This window comes from Pseudomonas sp. PGPR40, assembly GCF_022014505.1.
GTDB lineage: Bacteria > Pseudomonadota > Gammaproteobacteria > Pseudomonadales > Pseudomonadaceae > Aquipseudomonas.
The window spans coordinates 265,276-284,372 of sequence record NZ_JAKLSP010000003.1 but is presented as its reverse complement, the minus strand read 5'-3'; the positions used below and the strand labels follow the sequence as shown (position 1 = coordinate 284,372).

Below are 19,097 nucleotides of genomic sequence, written 5' to 3'. Positions count from 1 at the left end.
GTGTCAGGCAACATTGATGTCGACTGACACACCGCCTTCGCGAGCAAGCCCGCTCCCACAAGGTTCTCGCCATACCGAAAGCTCGCGTTATAGAGTAGGCGGCCATGCACGCATCAAGGACGAAACATTCATGCCCGCCGACTCCGTCATTACCCTCGAACGCTTCAACGAATCCCACATCGAGGGCATCACCGCGCTCTACAACGACCCGGCCGTGGCCCGGCAAGTGCTGCAAATGCCGTTTCAGTCCACCGAGGTCTGGCGTCAACGCCTGATGGCGGACAACGAGCGGGCGGTGAAACTGATGGCGCTGCACCAGGGATCGGTCATCGGCAACATTGGCCTGGAACAGTTCTCGCGGATCCGCCGCAGCCACGCCGGCAGCTTCGGCATGGCTGTCGCCGTGGCTTGGCAGGGCAAGGGTGTCGGTTCGAAACTGCTGGCAGCAGCGCTGGACATCGCCGACAACTGGATGAATCTGCAACGGGTCGAGCTCTCGGTGTATGCCGACAATGAAGCGGCCATCGGCCTGTACCAGAAATTCGGTTTCGAGACCGAAGGCCTGTTCCGCGATTACGCCGTGCGAGACGGCCGACTGGTCGATACCCTGAGCATGGCGCGCCTGCGTCGCCCTGTAGGAGCGAGGCTTGCCCGCGAAGAACGATGACGCGTAATACCTGAAAAAACCGCGGTGCATTCTTCGCGGGCAAGCCTCGCTCCTACAGGTTCTGCGAGTCAGTCGCCCAGCGCGAACGCCACCGCCGCCTGCGCGTGCAGTTCGGTGGTGTCGAGCAAGGGCAGGGCGCTGTGCTCGGGTTTGATCAGCAGGCCGATTTCCGTGCAGCCGAGAATGATCGCCTGGGCGCCACGCTCGGTTAGCGATTCGATCACCCGTTGATAGACCTGGCGCGAGGCCTCGCTGATTACCCCGACGCACAATTCGTCATAGATGATCCGGTGCACGGCCTGACGTTCCTCTGCCTCCGGCACCAACACTGTCAGTCCCATGGCCATCAGACGTGCCTTGATAAAGTCTTGCTCCATGGTGAAGGCGGTGCCCAGCAAACCCACCCGCAGCGCACCGGCGTCCAGTGCCGCCTGACCGGCCGGGTCGGCAATGTGCAGGAACGGAATATCGATCGCTGCCTGAATCTGCCCGGCCACCTTGTGCATGGTGTTGGTACACAGCACCACGCACTCGGCGCCACCCGCCTGCAGGCGCTGGGCCGCATCCACCAGAATCGCCGCCGCATCGTCCCAGCGCCCGGCATGTTGCGCCTGTTCGACAGGGCCGAAATCGACGCTGTACATCAGTAACTTCGCCGAGCGCAACGGCCCGAGGCGATCACGTACCTGCTGGTTGATAAGACGGTAATACTCGACGCTGGACTCCCAGCTCATGCCGCCGATAAGGCCGATGGTGCGCATTGGATTTCCTCAGGCTTTGGCCTGGGTCAATGGTCAGGCCTGACGGGAGTTTCCGTTTGTCCAACGGCGGATACCAGCGAAAATCAACTGTACCGCTCATCTTTCAGTGAAGTGTCATGCTGCTTTTTCATCTACCGAGCCTTTATAGCCGTTCGCACCTTTTCCGCACACGAGCTGTCAGCATCTGCCATGCTCAAAGTCCGCAGCACCGCTTCAACCAAAGGAACACCGCGATGGATGACGTACAGCAATTGGGCGAGATGCTTCGCCACTATGCAGATAGCGAAGCGCACAAGAAGCAACTGTTTGAAACGCAATCGGCCGTGTGGGCAACGCGCATTGGTGAGTTGTTCGATCAGATCCAGCAGTGGTTGGCACCGGTTCTGGCGCCGAACCTGTTGGAAGTGAGCCGCGAGGCGTATGTCGCGTCCGGGCCGAGCGTTCCGGCGGAGACGTCGACGTTCAAGACCGAGAAACTGAGCATCGTCATCGCCGGGAAACCGGTGGAGTTCGTGCCGGATGTGATGGGTGCGGGTGGGCAGATTTCCCTGGCAGTGATGGGGTTGACCGCGGCGCGTTATGGCAGCATTTCGCTGGTGTGCCTGCCACCGTCCAGCGATTGGCAATGGCGCAAGACCAATGGCTTGAAAGACCCGGACGTCTATGCCTTCGATGCGAATTTCCTGGCGCAGCAGCTGCAGGGCCTGATTCCCCGCGAGCGCGGCTGAATCTCTCTGAGCATGATCGTTCCCACGCTCTGCGTGAAGGGATTGGCGGGGATGAGTGTGCTTTATGGGCGCTCGGTGATTGAACCGCGGCCGTTGTTTCGGCGGCGCTACTGAGCGCCGAAATCCCGTAGGAGCGAGGCTTGCCCGCGAAGAGGCCTTTGAATATTGCCGCGATCACTTCAACGACGGCAGCAATAGATGAATATTGTGTTTTTTGATAGCAATGTGCCGGGCATTGGCTATACCTGTAATTTCCGTATGCGATATTGTTGCCCGGCCCTCTGACAGGAGTTACAAGCATGAAGCTTGCGTTAATGATAAGCACACTGTGCATCGCCTCTATCGGGATGGTGGGTTGCTCCAGCAAAGTCGTCGAGCCAGACCAGTATTCCGGCTTTCTCAAGGACTACAGTCAGCTCAAGGAAGCCAAGTCGCCATCGGGTGCCGTGGTGATGCGCTGGATGGACCCCAAGCTCGATATCAACAAATACACCAGTGTCTACGTCGAACCGACTCAGCTCTATCCCAAACCGCAACCGACGGAGAAAATTCCTCAGACCACGCTGAACGGCATCACCAGCTATTACGACCAAGCACTTAAACGCGAAATAGGGAGATCCCTGCCATTGGCCAGCGGCCCCGGCCCTGGCGTTTTGGTGATGCGTGCGGCGATCACGGCCGTCAGCAGCAAGACCGAAGGCCTCAAGCCTTATGAAGTCATCCCGATCGCCCTGGTGGCAGCGGCAGTCAGCACTGCCACCGGCATTCGTGACCAGGAAACCGATCTGGCCACAGAAGCAGTGTTTCTCGATGGCGGCAACAACAAAGTCCTCGCCCAGGTCGTGCGCAAGGGCACCGGCAAACCGCTGGAAAACTCAGAGCAGGTGATGAAGCCCAATGACGTGAAAAACGTGATCGATGGCTGGGCATCGGACCTGCATCAGTCGTATCTGAAACTCAAGTCCAAGTAATGCGGCGGGGCTGAGGGCCTCTTCGCGAGCAAGCCCGCTCCCACACTGGATCTGTTTTGGTCACATATTCTGTGTATACCAGAGATCAAATGTGGGAGCGGGCTTGTTCGCGAAAGCGGTCGTTCCAGCGTAGGAGGTGCATCAGGTGTGCTTCAGTGTTTCTTCGCCTGCGCACGCACGCGTTCTTCCTGCTCCCGCAGCTCTGGTGTGAACTCGGCACCGAAGTCTTCGGCCTCGTACACCTGGCGAATCTCGATCTCGGCTTCAGTGCCCGGCATCGGGTTGGGGCAGCGCTTGACCCACTCGATCGCTTCCTCTTTCGACTTCACCTCCCACAACCAATAGCCGGCGATCAGCTCTTTGGTTTCGGCGAACGGGCCGTCGATTACTGTGCGCTGGTCACCTGAAAAGCGCACCCGGGCGCCTTTGCTGCTGGGCTGCAGGCCATCGCACTCGATGAGAATACCGGCCTTGGCCAGTTCCTCGTTGAAATTGCCCATCGCGGTCATCAGTTCTTCGCTGGGCATCACACCGGCCTCCGAATCCGGGCTGGCTTTCACAAGGATCATGAATCGCATGGTCTTATCTCCGTTGGTTTTGAGTGATTCACTGTCTAGTCGAATGGCCATGGGCTAAATCGACAACGCGGCCAAAGAAATCGCTACAAACCTTCTGATACCTCGTAGAGGGATAGGTAGGATTTTAGCGTGATGATAGTCTGCAAATCCCCTGGCCGATGGGATGCCATGATTCATGCCCGTTCTGGAACTCACTACCCTGATCCCCGATCGCACGCCCGAGCAAGTGCTCGACTTCTGTCTGGACGGCGTCAATTTTCCGAAGATATTCCCCGAGCGCATCACCCCGCTGGGTGATATCGATCTGAACAACTTGCGCATTGAAGCTGGTCGACAATTTCGCTTTCGGCACTGGATGTTCAACCTGATCCCGTCGAACTGGACGGTGGTGATCCGCGAGGTGGGCGAGCACCATTTCATCGATGAAATGCTCAAGGGGCCAATGGCTGCCTTTCGTCATGAACATCAGGTGGCAGTGGGCGAAGGGGGTACGCTGTACACCGACCGTGTGACCTATGCGGCCATGGGTGGCGCACCGTTGGAGTGGCTGCTGGTCAATGCCTACATGCGGCGGATTTTCCAAGCGCGGCACCGCAATATGTTGCGTTTGTTGAGCTGACACCGATCTGTCTGTAGGAGCGAGGCTTGCCCGCGAAAGCGGTGTGTCAGTCAACATCAATACCGAATGTTACGTCCCCTTCGCGGGCAAGCCTCGCTCCTACAGGGGGTGTGTTGTTTGTGAGGTTCGGCAACAATTTGCTTTGTATTTGGGCATAGGTCCTCAGACCATTTCGTGGTTAACTTCGGCCTCGTCAAAATTCTCTACATCAACGTTCAGAAGGACTCCGTTCATGGCTCAAGTCACTCTTAAAGGCAATCCGGTTCAAGTCAACGGCCAGTTGCCACAAGCCGGTTCCCAGGCGCCAGCCTTTTCCCTGGTTGCCGGCAATCTGTCGGACGTTTCCCTGAAGGATTTCGCCGGCAAGCGCAAAGTGCTGAACATCTTCCCAAGCGTCGACACCCCGACCTGCGCCATGTCCGTGCGCAAGTTCAACGCCCAGGCCAATGACATCGCCAACACCGTGGTGCTGTGCATTTCCGCTGACCTGCCGTTCGCCCAGGTCCGTTTCTGCGGCGCCGAAGGCCTGGAAAACGTGCAGAACCTGTCGACCCTGCGCGGTGCCGAGTTCATCGAGAACTACGGGGTGGCGATCGCCGATGGCCCACTCAAAGGCCTGACCGCCCGTGCCGTCGTGGTGCTGGACGAAAACGACAAGGTTTTGCACAGCGAACTGGTCAAGGAAATCGCTGAAGAGCCGAACTACGACGCAGCGCTCGCCGTTCTGAAGTAAGCGAAGTATTACAATTGTTAACGGCCTGGCCCTGTCCAGGCCGTTTTCATTTGTGCGTCAGTGTCTTAGATAAACCTCCTGTTACGTAAGCCAAAGGTAAATTGCCGGTAAAGGCGCTTTGCTTAATACCCATCAGTGCTTATCGTTCAGCCTCATGTAAAGAAGCCCACGCGTCCAATGGTTGATCACTCAATGCAATCCTCCGCTTCCCGCAATCCTCGTCGCTGGCTGTTTGGCCTGCTTGTCCTGTTGGTCATCGCCGGCCTGTGCTGGAAATTCTGGCCCGCAGGCAGCAGTCCGAAGGAGGGCGCAGGGCAGAAAACCGTTGCCGGGCAGACCGGTCGGTCGGGGGGGGCGCGTCCTGGGTTTGGCGGGGCGACCGGGCCGGTCCCGGTGCGCGTGGCGCCGGCGGTCAAAGGCGATTTCCCGCTGTACTACAAGGCGCTGGGCACGGTTACCGCATTGAACACCATCAATGTGCGCAGCCGCGTTGGCGGTGAGTTGATCAAGATTTCGTTCGAAGAAGGGCAAATGGTCAAGGCGGGCGACCTGCTGGCGGAAATCGATCCGCGTCCTTACCAGAATGCCTTGCTCCAGGCTGAAGGCACTTTGCTGCAGAGTCAGGCACAACTGAAAAACGCGCAGGTCGATGTCGAGCGCTATCGCGGTCTGTACCGCGAAGACAGTATCGCCAAGCAAACCCTGGACACCGCCGAAGCACTGGTCGGCCAGTACCTGGGCACGGTCAAGACCAATCAGGCGGCGGTCAACGACGCCAGGCTCAATCTGGAATTCACCAAAATCCGTGCGCCGATTACCGGGCGTGTGGGCCTGCGTCAGCTGGATGTCGGCAACCTTGTGGCGGCCAACGACACCACGGCGCTGGTAATCATCACCCAGACTCAACCGATCAGCGTGGCATTCACCTTGCCGGAAAATAGCCTGGACACCGTACTGACCCGTTATCGCACCGGCGCGAAACTGCCCGCGGAAGCCTGGGATCGTGGCGACACCCAACTGCAGGCCACTGGCGTGTTACAGAGCCTGGACAACCAGATCGACGTCACCACCGGCACCCTGAAATTCAAGGCTCGTTACGAGAACCGCGATCAAGCGTTGTTCCCCAATCAGTTCGTCAACGTCCATCTGCTGGCCGATACCCTCAAAGGCGTGGTGCTTGCGCCTTCGGCCGCCATCCAGTTCGGCACCAACGGCACGTTTGTCTATGCCATGGACGGCGAGAAGAAGGTCACGATCCGTCAGTTGAAAGTAGGCGCCAGTGACGGTGCCAACACGGTGATCACCGAAGGCCTGGCCGCTGGCGATCGGGTGGTGCTGGAAGGCACCGACCGCCTGAAGGAAGGCAGCGAAGTGGAGGTCGTCAACGACAGCAAGGATGTACCGACCACCCCAACCGAGCACCTGCAAGGCAAGTCGGCCGTCACTGCGCCTGATGCGACAGCCACCGACAAGGCGAAAAAGGGCGGCGCATGAACATCTCGCGGCTGTTCATCCTTCGCCCGGTCGCCACGACCTTGAGCATGCTGGCGATTATTCTGGCCGGCGTGATCGCTTATCGGCTGCTGCCGGTGTCGGCATTGCCCCAGGTCGATTACCCGACCATTCGCGTCATGACGCTCTATCCCGGCGCCAGCCCGGATGTCATGACCAGCGCCGTGACCGCGCCGCTGGAGCGTCAGTTCGGACAGATGCCCGGCTTGACCCAGATGGCCTCGACCAGTTCTGGCGGCGCCTCGGTGCTGACCCTGCGTTTCAGCCTCGACATCAACATGGACGTCGCCGAGCAGCAGGTGCAGGCCGCGATCAACGCCGCGACCAATTTGCTGCCCAAAGACTTGCCCGCGCCACCGGTGTACAACAAGGTCAACCCGGCGGATACCCCGGTGCTGACCCTGGCCATCACCTCCAAGACCATGCTGTTGCCCAAACTCAATGATCTGGTCGACACGCGCATGGCGCAGAAAATCGCTCAGATCAGCGGTGTCGGCATGGTCAGCATCGCTGGCGGCCAACGACAGGCTGTGCGCATCAAGGTCAATCCCGAAGCCCTGGCGGCCAACGGCTTGAACCTGTCGGACGTGCGCACCCTGATCGGCAACTCCAACGTCAACCAGCCCAAGGGCAACTTCGACGGCCCGACCCGGGTGTCGATGCTCGACGCCAACGACCAACTGACTTCACCCAAGGACTACGCCAACCTGATCCTCGCGTACAGCAACGGCGCGCCGTTGCGGCTCAAAGATGTGGCAGAGATCGTCGACGGTGCCGAAAACGAACGCTTGGCAGCGTGGGCCAATGAAAATCAGGCAGTGCTGCTGAACATTCAGCGTCAGCCCGGCGCCAACGTCATCGAAGTGGTCGACCGGATCAAGGCCTTGCTGCCGAGCATCACCGACAACTTGCCGGCCGGCCTCGACGTCACGGTACTCACCGACCGCACCCAGACCATCCGCGCCTCGGTCACCGACGTGCAACACGAATTGCTGATCGCCATCGCGCTGGTGGTGATGGTCACGTTCCTGTTCCTGCGGCGGGCCAGCGCCACGATCATTCCGTCGGTGGCCGTGCCGCTGTCGTTGATCGGCACTTTCGGCGTGATGTACCTCGCGGGGTTTTCGGTCAATAACCTGACGCTGATGGCGCTGACCATCGCCACCGGTTTTGTGGTGGACGATGCGATCGTCATGCTGGAGAACATTTCCCGATATATCGAAGAGGGCGACAGCCCGCTGCAGGCTGCGCTCAAGGGCGCCAAGCAGATTGGCTTCACCCTGATCTCCCTGACGCTGTCGCTGATCGCGGTGCTGATTCCGCTGCTGTTCATGGCCGACGTGGTGGGGCGCTTGTTCCGCGAGTTCGCGATCACCCTGGCGGTGGCGATACTGATTTCCCTTGTTGTCTCCCTGACCCTGACGCCAATGATGTGCGCGCGCCTGCTTAAGCGTGAACCCAAGGAAGCAGAACAGGGCCGGTTCTACCGCTCCAGTGGCGCCGCAATTGATTGGATGATCGCGGCTTACGGGCGCAAGTTAAAGTGGGTTCTCAAGCACCAACCGCTGACCTTGATGGTGGCCATCGGCACGCTGGCCTTGACCGTGTTCCTGTACATGGTGGTGCCCAAGGGCTTCTTCCCGGTGCAGGACACCGGGGTGATCCAGGGGATTTCCGAAGCGCCACAGTCGATTTCCTTCGCGGCGATGAGCGAGCGGCAGCAGGAACTGGCCAAGGTAATCCTCGCCGATCCGGCGGTCGAAAGCCTGTCGTCCTACATCGGGGTCGATGGCGACAACTCGACGCTGAACAGCGGTCGGCTGCTGATCAACCTCAAATCCCACAGCCATCGCGACCTGAGCGCCACCGAAGTGATTGCGCGCCTGCAACCGGAGCTGGACAAGCTGATCGGCATTCGCCTGTTCATGCAGCCGGTGCAAGACCTGACCATCGAAGATCGGGTCAGCCGCACGCAGTACCAGTTCAGCATGTCGTCGCCGGATGCCGAACTGCTTAGCCTGTGGAGCGGGCGTCTGGTGGAAGCCCTGGCCCAACGGCCGGAGCTGACCGACGTCGCCAGCGATTTGCAGGACAAGGGCTTGCAGGTGTATCTGGTGATCGACCGCGATGCGGCGTCGCGGGTCGGCGTATCGGTGTCGAACATCACCGATGCGCTGTATGACGCTTTCGGTCAGCGGCAGATTTCCACCATTTACACCCAGGCCAGCCAATACCGCGTGGTGCTGCAATCGCAGTCCGGCGAGAAAATCGGCCCGGATGCGCTGAACCAGATTCACGTCAAGACCACCGATGGCGGTCAGGTGCGCCTGTCCAGCCTGGCGCATGTCGAGGAGCGCCAGGCGCAACTGGCGATCACTCACATCGGCCAGTTCCCGGCGGTGATGATGTCCTTCAACCTGGCGCCCGGCGTGGCACTGGGGCATGCGGTGGAGATCATCGATCAGGTGCAGAAAGACATCGGCATGCCGATTGGCGTGCAGACACAGTTCCAGGGTGCGGCCGAAGCGTTCCAGGCGTCGCTGTCGAGCACTTTGCTGCTGATTCTGGCGGCGGTGGTGACCATGTACATCGTGCTCGGCGTGCTCTACGAGAGTTACATTCACCCGATCACCATTCTCTCGACCTTGCCCTCGGCGGCGGTCGGCGCCTTGCTCGCGTTGCTGTTGAGCGGCAATGACCTGGGGATGATCGCGATCATCGGCATCATCCTGCTGATCGGTATCGTGAAAAAGAACGCGATCATGATGATCGACTTCGCCCTTGAGGCGGAACGTAACCAAGGCATGGACCCGCAAACCGCGATCTATCAGGCCGCGCTGCTGCGCTTCCGGCCGATTCTGATGACCACCCTGGCCGCGTTGTTCGGCGCGGTGCCATTGATGCTGGCCACCGGTTCCGGTGCGGAACTGCGCCAGCCTTTGGGTCTGGTGATGGTCGGTGGCTTGCTGGTGAGTCAGGTGCTGACGCTGTTTACCACGCCCGTCATTTACTTGTACTTCGACCGCCTCGGGCGGCGCTGGGGCCGTAAGTCCGAGTCTGTGGAACCGGTAGAACAGCCATGAACCTGTCCGGACCTTTCATCAAGCGCCCGGTCGCGACGATGTTGTTGAGCCTGGCGATCATATTGCTGGGCGGCGTGAGCTTCGGCCTGTTACCGGTATCGCCGCTGCCGCAGATGGATTTTCCGGTGATCGTGGTCCAGGCGAGCCTGCCCGGTGCGAGCCCGGAGGTCATGGCCTCGACCGTGGCCACGCCGCTTGAGCGTTCCTTCGGCGCGATCGCCGGGGTCAATACCATGAGCAGCCGTTCCAGCCAGGGTTCGACGCGGGTGATTTTGCAGTTCGATCTGGACCGCGACATCAACGGCGCGGCGCGGGAAGTGCAGGCGGCGATCAACGCTTCGCGCAATTTGCTGCCGAGCGGGATGCGCAGCATGCCGACCTACAAGAAGGTCAACCCGTCCCAGGCGCCGATCATGGTGCTGTCGCTGACCTCGGATGTGCTGAAAAAAGGCCAGCTCTATGACTTGGCCTCGACCATTTTGTCGCAGAGCCTGTCGCAGGTGCAGGGCGTCGGTGAAGTGCAAATCGGTGGCAGCTCGTTGCCGGCGGTGCGCATCGAACTCGAACCCCAGGCGCTCAACCAGTACGGCGTGGCGCTGGACGATGTGCGCAACACCATCGCCAATTCCAACGTGCGCCGGCCCAAGGGCTCGGTCGAAGACGGCCAGCGGCTGTGGCAGGTGCAGGCCAACGATCAACTGGAAAAAGCCAAGGATTACGAGTCGCTGATCATTCACTACGCGGACGGCGCGGCCCTGCGCCTGAAGGATGTGGCCAAGGTCAGCGATGGCGTCGAGGACCGCTACAACAGCGGATTCTTCAATGACAACGCGGCGGTATTGCTGGTGATCAACCGCCAGGCCGGGGCCAACATCATCGAGACAGTCGACGAAATCAAGGCGCAGTTGCCGGCGTTGCAGGCGGTGCTGCCGGCCAGCGTCAAGCTGAACCTGGCGATGGACCGTTCGCCGGTGATCAAGGCCACCCTGCATGAAGCGGAAATGACCCTGCTGATTGCCGTGGCGCTGGTGATTCTGGTGGTATTCCTGTTCCTCGGTAATTTCCGTGCCTCGCTGATTCCGACCCTGGCGGTGCCGGTGTCGCTGGTGGGCACGTTTGCGGTGATGTACCTCTACGGGTTCTCCCTGAACAACCTGTCGCTGATGGCGCTGATCCTGGCCACCGGGCTGGTGGTGGACGACGCCATCGTGGTGCTGGAGAACATTTCCCGGCACATCGACAAGGGCGTGCCGCCAATGAAGGCCGCGTACCTCGGGGCCCAGGAAGTCGGTTTCACCCTGCTGTCGATGAACGTCTCGCTGGTGGCGGTGTTCCTGTCGATCCTGTTCATGGGCGGGATCATCGAAAGCCTGTTCCGCGAGTTTTCCATCACCCTGGCGGCGGCCATTGTGGTGTCGTTGCTGGTGTCGCTGACGCTGACGCCGATGCTCTGCGCCCGCTGGCTCAAGCCGCATACGCCGGGGCAGGAAAACCGCCTGCAACGCTGGAGCCAGCGGACCAACGAATGGATGGTCGGCAAATATGCCAGCAGCCTCGACTGGGTGCTGCGTCACCGTCGGCTGACCTTGCTCAGTCTGATGGTGACGATTGGCGTGAACATAGCGCTGTATGTCGTTGTTCCTAAAACATTTTTACCCCAGCAGGATACCGGCCAGTTGATCGGTTTTGTGCGCGGTGACGACGGCCTGTCGTTCAGCGTGATGCAGCCGAAGATGGAGATCTTTCGCCGCGCCGTGCTCAAGGACGAGGCAGTGGAGAGCGTCGCCGGGTTCATCGGCGGCAACAACGGCATCAACAACGCCTTCATGCTGGTGCGATTGAAGCCAATCAAGGAGCGCAACCTGTCTGCGCAGAAAGTCATCGAACGCCTGCGCAAGGAAATGCCCAAAGTGCCCGGTGCGCAGCTGATGCTGATGGCCGATCAGGACCTGCAATTTGGCGGCGGTCGCGAGCAGAGTTCCTCGCAATATTCCTACATCCTGCAAAGCGGCGATCTTGGGGCATTGCGCGAGTGGTATCCGAAAGTCGTCACCGCGCTCAAGGCGCTGCCGGAACTGACGGCGATTGATGCGCGCGAGGGCCGTGGCGCCCAGCAAGTGACCCTGATTGTCGATCGTGATCAGGCGAAGCGCTTGGGCGTCGACATGGACATGGTCACCGCGGTGCTGAACAACGCCTACAGCCAGCGGCAGATTTCGACGATCTACGACAGCCTCAACCAGTATCAGGTGGTGATGGAGGTCAACCCGAAATACGCGCAAGACCCGATCACCCTGAATCAGGTCAAAGTGATCACGGCTGACGGCGCGCGGATTCCGCTGTCGACCATTGCCCACTATGAAAACAGTCTGGAAGACGACCGGGTCAGCCACGAAGGCCAGTTCGCTTCGGAAAGCATCGCGTTCGACATGGCCGAAGGCGTGACGGTGGAGCAAGGCTCGGCGGCTATCGAGCGGGCGATTGCCAAGGTCGGTCTGCCGGAAGACGTCATCGCGAAAATGGCCGGTACCGCCGATGCGTTTGCCGCCACCCAGAAGAGTCAGCCGTGGATGATTCTCGGCGCGCTGGTGGCGGTGTATCTGGTGCTGGGTGTTTTGTATGAAAGCTACATTCATCCGCTGACCATTCTCTCGACCTTGCCGTCGGCCGGAGTCGGAGCGTTGTTGTCGATCTATGTGTTGGGCGGTGAGTTCAGCCTGATCTCCTTGCTCGGGCTGTTCTTGCTAATTGGTGTGGTGAAGAAAAACGCCATTCTGATGATCGACCTGGCGCTGCAACTGGAACGGCACCAAGGCCTGGAGCCATTGGAATCGATCCGCAGCGCCTGTCTGCAGCGGCTGCGGCCGATTCTGATGACCACCCTGGCGGCCATCCTCGGTGCCTTACCGTTGTTGCTGAGCCGGGCCGAAGGGGCGGAAATGCGTCAGCCGCTGGGTTTGACCATCATCGGCGGGCTGGTCTTCAGTCAGGTGCTGACCCTTTACACCACCCCGGTGGTTTACCTCTATCTCGACAATCTGCGCCATCGTTTCAACCGCTGGCGTGGGGTGCGTACCGATGCTGCTCTGGAAACTCCGCTATGACTGACCGTTCGCTGTTCAACCTGGCTGCACCGCTGATCACGGCCCGAGGCTCGCGTCTGCTGAGCCTGTCGCTGTGCGTGGCGATGCTCAGTGCCTGCGCCATCGGCCCGGATTACCAGCGCCCGCAAGCCGCCGCGCCCGCACAGTACAAGGAAGCGGCTGGCTGGCGTCAGGCCAACCCCAGCGATTCTTTGGCGCGTGGTGCCTGGTGGGAGCTATATGGCGACCGGCAGCTCAATAGCCTGATCGAAAAACTTAACAGCGCCAACCAGACCGTCGCCCAGTCCGAAGCTCAGTACCGCCAGGCTCAGGCCTTGGTGCGCAGTGCCCGGGGGGCGTTTTTCCCGACGGTGGACCTGACCGTCGGGAAAAACCGCTCCAGCCAGGGCACCGGTAGCAGCAGTTCGAGCCTGAGCAGTTCATCCAGCGGTATTCGTGACACCTATACCGCGCAGGCCGGGGTCAGCTGGGAAGCGGACGTCTGGGGCAAATTGCGCCGAGGCCTGGAAGCTGACACCGCCAACGCCGAGGCGAGTTTTGCCGACCTGGCGGCGATGCGCCTGAGCCAGCAATCGGAACTGGTGCAGAACTACCTGCAATTGCGGGTGATCGACGAGCAGAAGCGTCTGCTGGAAGCGACGGTCGAGGCCTATCAACGCTCGCTGACCATGACCGAAAACCAGTACCGCGCCGGTGTCTCGGGCAAGGACGCGGTGGCCCAGGCCACCACGCAGCTCAAAAGCACCCAGGCGGAAATGGTCGATCTGATCTGGCAGCGCGCGCAGTTCGAGAACGCCATCGCTGTACTGATTGGTCTGCCGCCGGCCGAATTCAGCCTCGCCGAAACCCCAGACATCCCGGCATTGCCGCAAGTGCCGCTGAGCCTGCCTTCGCAGTTGCTGGAACGCCGTCCGGACATTGCCTCCGCCGAGCGCTCGGTGATGGCCGCCAACGCCAATATCGGCGTGGCCAAAGCCGCTTACTACCCGGACCTGACTCTGAGCCTGAACGGCGGTTATAGCAGCAGCACCTCTAACAACTGGATCAGCGTGCCGAACCGCTTCTGGTCGGTCGGCCCGCAACTGGCCATGACCCTGTTCGACGGTGGACAGCGCTCGGCGGAAGTCGATCGCAGCGAAGCGGCCTATGACGAAACTGTCGCCAAGTACCGCCAGACCGTGCTCGATGGCTTGCGTGAAGTGGAAAACTATCTGGTGCAGCTCAAGGTGCTGGAAGACGAGGCCAAGGTGCGCCAGGAAGCCCTGGATGCAGCACGCGAATCCTTGCGTTTGACCCGCAATCAATACAAGGCGGGAGTGATTGCTTATCTGGATGTGGTGGTGGTTCAGGCCACGGCATTGAGCAACGAGCGCAACGTGCTGAGCTTGTTGCAGAGCCGCTTGATCGCCAGCGTGCAATTGATTGCCGCACTGGGCGGCGGGTGGGATGGGCAGCTTCAGGTGAGCGACAAGGAATAGCGCATGATCGTTCCCACGCTCTGCGTGGGAATGCCTCACCGGACGCTCCGCGTCCGCTTCTACATGGGACGCGGAGCGTCCCTGGCTGCATTCCCACGCAGAGCGTGGGAACGATCAGTTGAGCAGCGATCACACGTATCGTCGCCTTGATGGCCTTTTGATGACTTTGTGAGTGCGTTCGCCCGCGGAATCAGTACAATCGCCGACTTTGCTCCCCGTGAATGAACGCAGCGCAGCCGGGGGCGGTCGCGAGAAGTCCCATGCTCATCGGTAGTTATTCCTTTACCCTGGTTTTCATATCGCTCTGTGTGGCGATACTGGCCTCTTATACCGCGCTCGATCTCACCGGACGCATCGCCACGGCCAAGGGCCGAGCCGTGCATCTATGGACGGCGGGTGGCGCTTTTGCGATGGGCGTTGGCGTGTGGTCGATGCATTTCATCGGCATGCTCGCCTTCACATTGCCGATCGATCTGGGCTACGACGTTACTCTCACGGCGCTGTCCCTCTTGATTGCGCTCCTGTCGTGCGGCTTTGCCCTGTGGCTGGTCAGCCAGCCACAACTGCCGGCCTGGCAATTGGCGTTCGGCGCGCTGGTCATGGGCGCGGGCATCAGTGCGATGCATTACACCGGCATGGCCGCCATGCGCATGCAACCGGGCATCGATTACGAGCCGACCCTGTTTAGTGCGTCGCTACTGATTGCCGTCGGCGCGTCGGGCGCGGCGTTATGGATCGCGTTCCGCCTGCGCCAGCACGCGCCGTATGTTCGTCTGATCCGCGGCGGTGCGGCGGTGATCATGGGTGTCGCCATCGTCGGCATGCACTACACCGGCATGGCCGCGGCGCGCTTCGCGGACGGCAGTTTCTGTGGTGCGGCGGTCGATGGCCTGAACGGCAAGGGCCTGGACAATCTGGTGCTGATCACCACCCTGGCGGTGTTGAGCATTGCCTTGCTGACATCGATCCTCGATGCCCGCCTGGAGGCTCGCACCGCGCAGCTCGCCCAATCGCTGACCGAGGCCAATCGCGAGCTCACCCAACTGGCGCTGCACGATACGCTGACCGGTCTGCCGAACCGGGTATTGCTGGCCGATCGTATCGATCAGGCGATGTCGAGGGTGCAGGAGCAGGGCGGCTGTTTCGCCTTGATGTTTATCGATCTGGATGGCTTCAAACCGGTCAACGATGCCTTCGGGCACCACATGGGCGACCAGTTGTTGCGCGAGGTCGGCTTGCGTCTGCGCGAGGATTTGCGTAGCCAAGACACCCTGGCGCGGATCGGCGGCGATGAATTTGTGCTGCTGGTGCAACTCACCGAGCCGAACGACGCGCTGAACCTGGCGGCGCGTCAAGTCGGTCTGATCGGGCGCTCGTTCCGGGTCGCCGAACATGACTTGCAGATTTCCGCCAGCGTCGGCATCGCACTCTATCCGGGCAATGGTCAGACCGCCGAGGAGCTGCTGATGAATGCCGACGCCGCGATGTATCACGCCAAGGGCGCCGGGAAAAACGGCCACCGCTTCTTCGACGCTTCGATGAACAGCAACGCGCGCAAACAGCTGCAATTGCTGCAAGACCTGCGCAATGCCGTCGATCAGCAGCAGTTCAGTCTCTATTACCAACCCAAGTTCGACGCTGGCACTGGCCGAGCGGTGGGCGCCGAGGCGTTGCTGCGCTGGGTGCATCCGACTCAAGGCATGCTGCAGCCGGACAGCTTCATCGATCTTGCGGAGAAGACCGGGCTGATCATTCCAATTGGCGAGTGGGTGCTCAACGAAGCCTGTCGTCAGATGCGTGAGTGGTACGTGCTCGGTTACACCGACTGGCGCATCGCGGTGAACCTCTCGGCCTTGCAGTTCTGCCACGCCGGGTTGGTCCAGAGTGTCGCCAAGGCCTTGGTCACTCATCATCTGCCGGCCAACAGCCTGACTCTGGAAATCACTGAAACCACCGCCATGAGCGATGCAGATGCGAGCATGACGGTGCTGCAGGAACTCTCGGAAATGGGCGTCGACCTGTCCATCGATGACTTTGGCACCGGTTATTCGAGCTTGATGTACCTCAAGCGCCTACCGGCCAATGAGCTGAAGATTGATCGGGGTTTTGTCCGCGATCTGGAACACGACAGCGACGATGCGGCCATCGTGTCGGCCATCGTTGCACTCGGCCAGGCATTGGGTTTGCGGATTGTGGCCGAAGGGGTGGAAACCGGTGTCCAGCAAGACTTCCTGACCCAACTGGGGTGCGACTCGTTGCAGGGTTACCTGCTGGGGCATCCGTTGCCGGCCGATCGCTTCATGGCCGATATTCACCGCGGGGAGCAATTGGCGGCGGGCTGATAGACCGCGTTATCGTTCTTCGCGGGCATGCCTCGCTCCTACAGATGATGAGATCCTGTAGGAGCGAGGCTTGCCCGCGAAGGCGTCCGAACAGGCGCCACACAACCCATGCAAAACCCGCCGATGACGGTTATTCTTGGCCCCGACTGCTTACGCTTGAAATGGGGGAAAGCCAGCATGGACAAAGTCATCGTCATCACCGGCGCTAGCCGTGGAATCGGCGCCGCCACGGCCCTGTTGGCCGCAGAGCAGGGCTATCGGATCTGTATCAACTATCAGTCTGATGAACAGGCGGCGCACAGTGTGCTGGAGCAAGTCCGCGCACTCGGCGCCCAAGCCATTGCAGTACGCGCTGATGTCAGCATCGAAGACGAAGTGATCGGTCTGTTCCATCGCGTAGACACCGAACTCGGTCGGGTCACGGCGCTGGTGAACAACGCCGGCACCGTCGGGCAAAAGTCACGGATCGACGAAATGTCTGAATTCCGAATTCTGAAAATCCTCAAAACCAACGTTCTGGCACCGATCCTCTGCGCCAAACACGCGATTCTGCGTATGTCGCCCAAGCACGGTGGGCAGGGTGGCAGCATCGTCAACGTGTCGTCGGTCGCCTCGCGATTGGGCTCGCCTAACGAATACGTGGATTACGCAGCGTCCAAAGGTGCGCTGGACAGCTTCACCATCGGTCTGTCCAAGGAAGTGGCGGGTGAGGGGATTCGCGTCAACGCCGTGCGGCCTGGTTACATCTACACCGATTTCCATGCATTGAGCGGTGATCCGGATCGGGTCAGCAAGCTGGAGTCGGCGATCCCGATGGCTCGGGGCGGCCGGCCGGATGAAGTGGCGGAGGCGATTGTGTGGTTGTTGTCGGATAAGGCTTCTTATGCGACGGGGACTTTCGTCGACCTGGGGGGCGGGCGTTAATCCCGGACTTTGCTTTGTCTGTTCTGGCCTCTTCGCGAGCAAGCCCGCTCCCACAGGGGACGGTGATGTTCACAAATGTTGTGTTCACACCAATCCACTGTGGGAGCGGGCTTGCTCGCGAAGGCGATAGCCCAGACAACATCAAACCTTCAGAACGACCGCACAATCCGCCCCAACGTCTCCATCGCCTTCTCCGAATCCTCGGTCCAAGGGCTGCCGTAATTCAATCGAATACAATTCCTGAACCGCTGGGTCGGTGAAAAGATCGGCCCCGGCGCGATGCTGATCCCCTGCGCCAATGCCATCTGAAACAACTTCAACGAATCCATCTGCGGCGGCAGTTCCAGCCACAGGAAGTAACCACCGGCTGGTTGGCTGACGCGGGTCTGCGCCGGGAAGTAGCGGGCGATGGCGGCGAGCATGGCGCTTTGCTGTTCTTCCAGGGCGTAACGCAGTTTGCGCAGGTGCCGGTCGTAGCCGCCGTGTTGCAGGTAATCGGCGATGGCGGCCTGGGCGGGCATCGAGGCGCAGAGTGAGGTCATGAGTTTCAGACGTTCGATTTTTTGCGCATAGCGCCCGGCGGCGACCCAGCCGATGCGGTAACCAGGGGCCAGGCTCTTGGCGAACGAGCCGCAGTGCATCACCAGCCCTTCGGTGTCGAAAGCCTTGGCCGGTTTTGGCGCCTGTTGGCCGTAATAAAGCTCGGCGTAGACATCGTCCTCGATCAGCGGCACCTGATGGCTGCGTAACAGCTCCACCAATTCCTGCTTCTTCGCTTCGGGCATGGTTGCGCCCATGGGGTTCTGGAAACTGGTCATGCACCAGCAAGCCTTGATCGGGTGCCGTTCCAGGGTTTGGGCGAGCACGCCAAGGTCGATGCCGTCTCGCGGGTGGACGGGAATTTCCACCGCTTTGAGTTTCAACCGTTCCAGCACCTGCAGGCTGGCGTAGAACGCCGGGGCTTCGATGGCCACCAGATCACCGGGTTCGGTGACGGCTTGCAGGCACAGGTTAAGGGCTTCGAGCGCGCCGTTGGTGATCAGCAACTCTTCCATGGGCAACATCAGTCCGCCGACCATATAGCGCAGGGCGATTTGCCGACGCAGTTGCGGGTTACCCGGCGACATATCGGTGACCACCATGCGCGGGTCCATGTCTCGGGCGGCACTGGCCAGTGAGCGGGACAACCGTTGCAGCGGGAACAGCGTGGGGCTGGGAAAGGCCGAGCCGAAAGGCACGGTGGTCGGGTCCTTGATCGAGTCCAGCACCGAGAACACCAGTTCGCTGACGTCGACTTCAGTGGACTCGCTGACCTGGCTGCTGATCACCGGCTCTGAGAACGGGCTCGGTGCATGCGCATTGACGAAGTAACCGGAACGCGGCCGAGCGCGGATCAGACCACGGCGTTCGAGCAGGTAATAGGCCTGGAACACCGTGGACGGGCTGACGCCGTAAGTCTGGCTGGCATAGCGTACCGACGGCACTCGCTGGCCGGGGCCGAGGACGCCGGAGCGGATCAGTTCAGCAATGTCGTCGGCGAATTTTTCGTAGCGTTTCATCGAGTGCTCGAGTTGGGGGCATTCTGGAAAACCGGGGG

Annotated in this window: 14 protein-coding genes and 1 pseudogene; 12 read left to right on the top strand and 3 right to left on the bottom strand. The window is 60.5% G+C overall.

Annotated features, from left to right (window positions below):
• Positions 1–130: 130 nt before the first annotated feature.
• Positions 131–667: a GNAT family N-acetyltransferase gene (locus MEB48_RS05140; protein ID WP_237882510.1), complete on the top strand. Its 537-nt coding sequence runs from the start codon at positions 131–133 to the stop codon at positions 665–667.
• A 68-nt stretch (positions 668–735) separates the two neighbouring features.
• Here MEB48_RS05140 and MEB48_RS05135 read toward each other — a convergent pair whose 3' ends face one another.
• Positions 736–1,428, bottom strand: a complete 693-nt coding sequence (locus MEB48_RS05135; RefSeq protein ID WP_237882508.1) for an aspartate/glutamate racemase family protein — start codon at positions 1,426–1,428, stop codon at positions 736–738.
• A 233-nt stretch (positions 1,429–1,661) separates the two neighbouring features.
• On the opposite strand from MEB48_RS05135, the gene MEB48_RS05130 reads away from it, so the two are divergent.
• From MEB48_RS05130 to MEB48_RS05120, 3 genes and pseudogenes are all read left to right on the top strand, one after another.
• Complete coding sequence (locus MEB48_RS05130; RefSeq protein ID WP_237882506.1) at positions 1,662–2,156, top strand: hypothetical protein; 495 nt, start codon at positions 1,662–1,664, stop codon at positions 2,154–2,156.
• A gap of 33 nt (positions 2,157–2,189) precedes the next feature.
• Positions 2,190–2,270 (top strand): annotated as a pseudogene (locus MEB48_RS05125) (DUF934 domain-containing protein); the annotation flags it as partial.
• A 185-nt stretch (positions 2,271–2,455) separates the two neighbouring features.
• Positions 2,456–3,127, top strand: coding sequence for a DUF3313 domain-containing protein (locus MEB48_RS05120; protein WP_237882504.1), 672 nt, complete (start codon positions 2,456–2,458; stop codon positions 3,125–3,127).
• A gap of 152 nt (positions 3,128–3,279) precedes the next feature.
• Here the strand turns inward: MEB48_RS05120 and MEB48_RS05115 are convergent, their stop codons facing one another.
• Complete coding sequence (locus MEB48_RS05115) at positions 3,280–3,705, bottom strand: YciI family protein (RefSeq protein WP_237882502.1); 426 nt, start codon at positions 3,703–3,705, stop codon at positions 3,280–3,282.
• A gap of 175 nt (positions 3,706–3,880) precedes the next feature.
• Between MEB48_RS05115 and MEB48_RS05110 the strand changes: the two genes are divergently transcribed.
• The 8 genes from MEB48_RS05110 (at position 3,881) to MEB48_RS05075 (ending at position 17,500) form a co-directional block, all read left to right on the top strand.
• Positions 3,881–4,324, top strand: coding sequence for an SRPBCC family protein (locus tag MEB48_RS05110; protein WP_237882500.1), 444 nt, complete (start codon positions 3,881–3,883; stop codon positions 4,322–4,324).
• Positions 4,325–4,556: 232 nt separating this feature from the next.
• Positions 4,557–5,057 carry a thiol peroxidase gene (gene tpx / locus MEB48_RS05105; RefSeq protein WP_237882498.1) on the top strand — a complete coding sequence of 167 codons (501 nt, stop codon included), beginning with the start codon at positions 4,557–4,559 and terminating at the stop codon, positions 5,055–5,057.
• 177 nt (positions 5,058–5,234) lie between these two features.
• On the top strand, positions 5,235–6,551 hold the full coding sequence (locus MEB48_RS05100) for an MdtA/MuxA family multidrug efflux RND transporter periplasmic adaptor subunit (protein ID WP_237882496.1): 1,317 nt from the start codon (positions 5,235–5,237) through the stop codon (positions 6,549–6,551).
• Positions 6,548–9,652: an MdtB/MuxB family multidrug efflux RND transporter permease subunit gene (locus MEB48_RS05095; RefSeq protein WP_237882493.1), complete on the top strand. Its 3,105-nt coding sequence runs from the start codon at positions 6,548–6,550 to the stop codon at positions 9,650–9,652. The genes MEB48_RS05100 and MEB48_RS05095 overlap by 4 nt, the downstream gene beginning before the upstream one ends.
• The gene (locus MEB48_RS05090; protein WP_237882492.1) at positions 9,649–12,756 is read left to right on the top strand and encodes an efflux RND transporter permease subunit; all 3,108 of its coding nucleotides are present in this window, start codon (positions 9,649–9,651) and stop codon (positions 12,754–12,756) included. The genes MEB48_RS05095 and MEB48_RS05090 overlap by 4 nt, the downstream gene beginning before the upstream one ends.
• Complete coding sequence (locus MEB48_RS05085) at positions 12,753–14,234, top strand: efflux transporter outer membrane subunit (RefSeq protein WP_237882490.1); 1,482 nt, start codon at positions 12,753–12,755, stop codon at positions 14,232–14,234. The genes MEB48_RS05090 and MEB48_RS05085 overlap by 4 nt, the downstream gene beginning before the upstream one ends.
• Positions 14,235–14,494: 260 nt before the next feature.
• Entirely contained in the window at positions 14,495–16,576 is a 2,082-nt protein-coding gene (locus tag MEB48_RS05080) for a putative bifunctional diguanylate cyclase/phosphodiesterase (protein ID WP_237882488.1), read from the top strand.
• A gap of 177 nt (positions 16,577–16,753) precedes the next feature.
• Entirely contained in the window at positions 16,754–17,500 is a 747-nt protein-coding gene (locus MEB48_RS05075; protein ID WP_237882486.1) for an SDR family oxidoreductase, read from the top strand.
• 149 nt (positions 17,501–17,649) lie between these two features.
• Here MEB48_RS05075 and mapR read toward each other — a convergent pair whose 3' ends face one another.
• Complete coding sequence (gene mapR / locus MEB48_RS05070; protein ID WP_237882483.1) at positions 17,650–19,059, bottom strand: GntR family transcriptional regulator MpaR; 1,410 nt, start codon at positions 19,057–19,059, stop codon at positions 17,650–17,652.
• Positions 19,060–19,097: the final 38 nt, after the last annotated feature.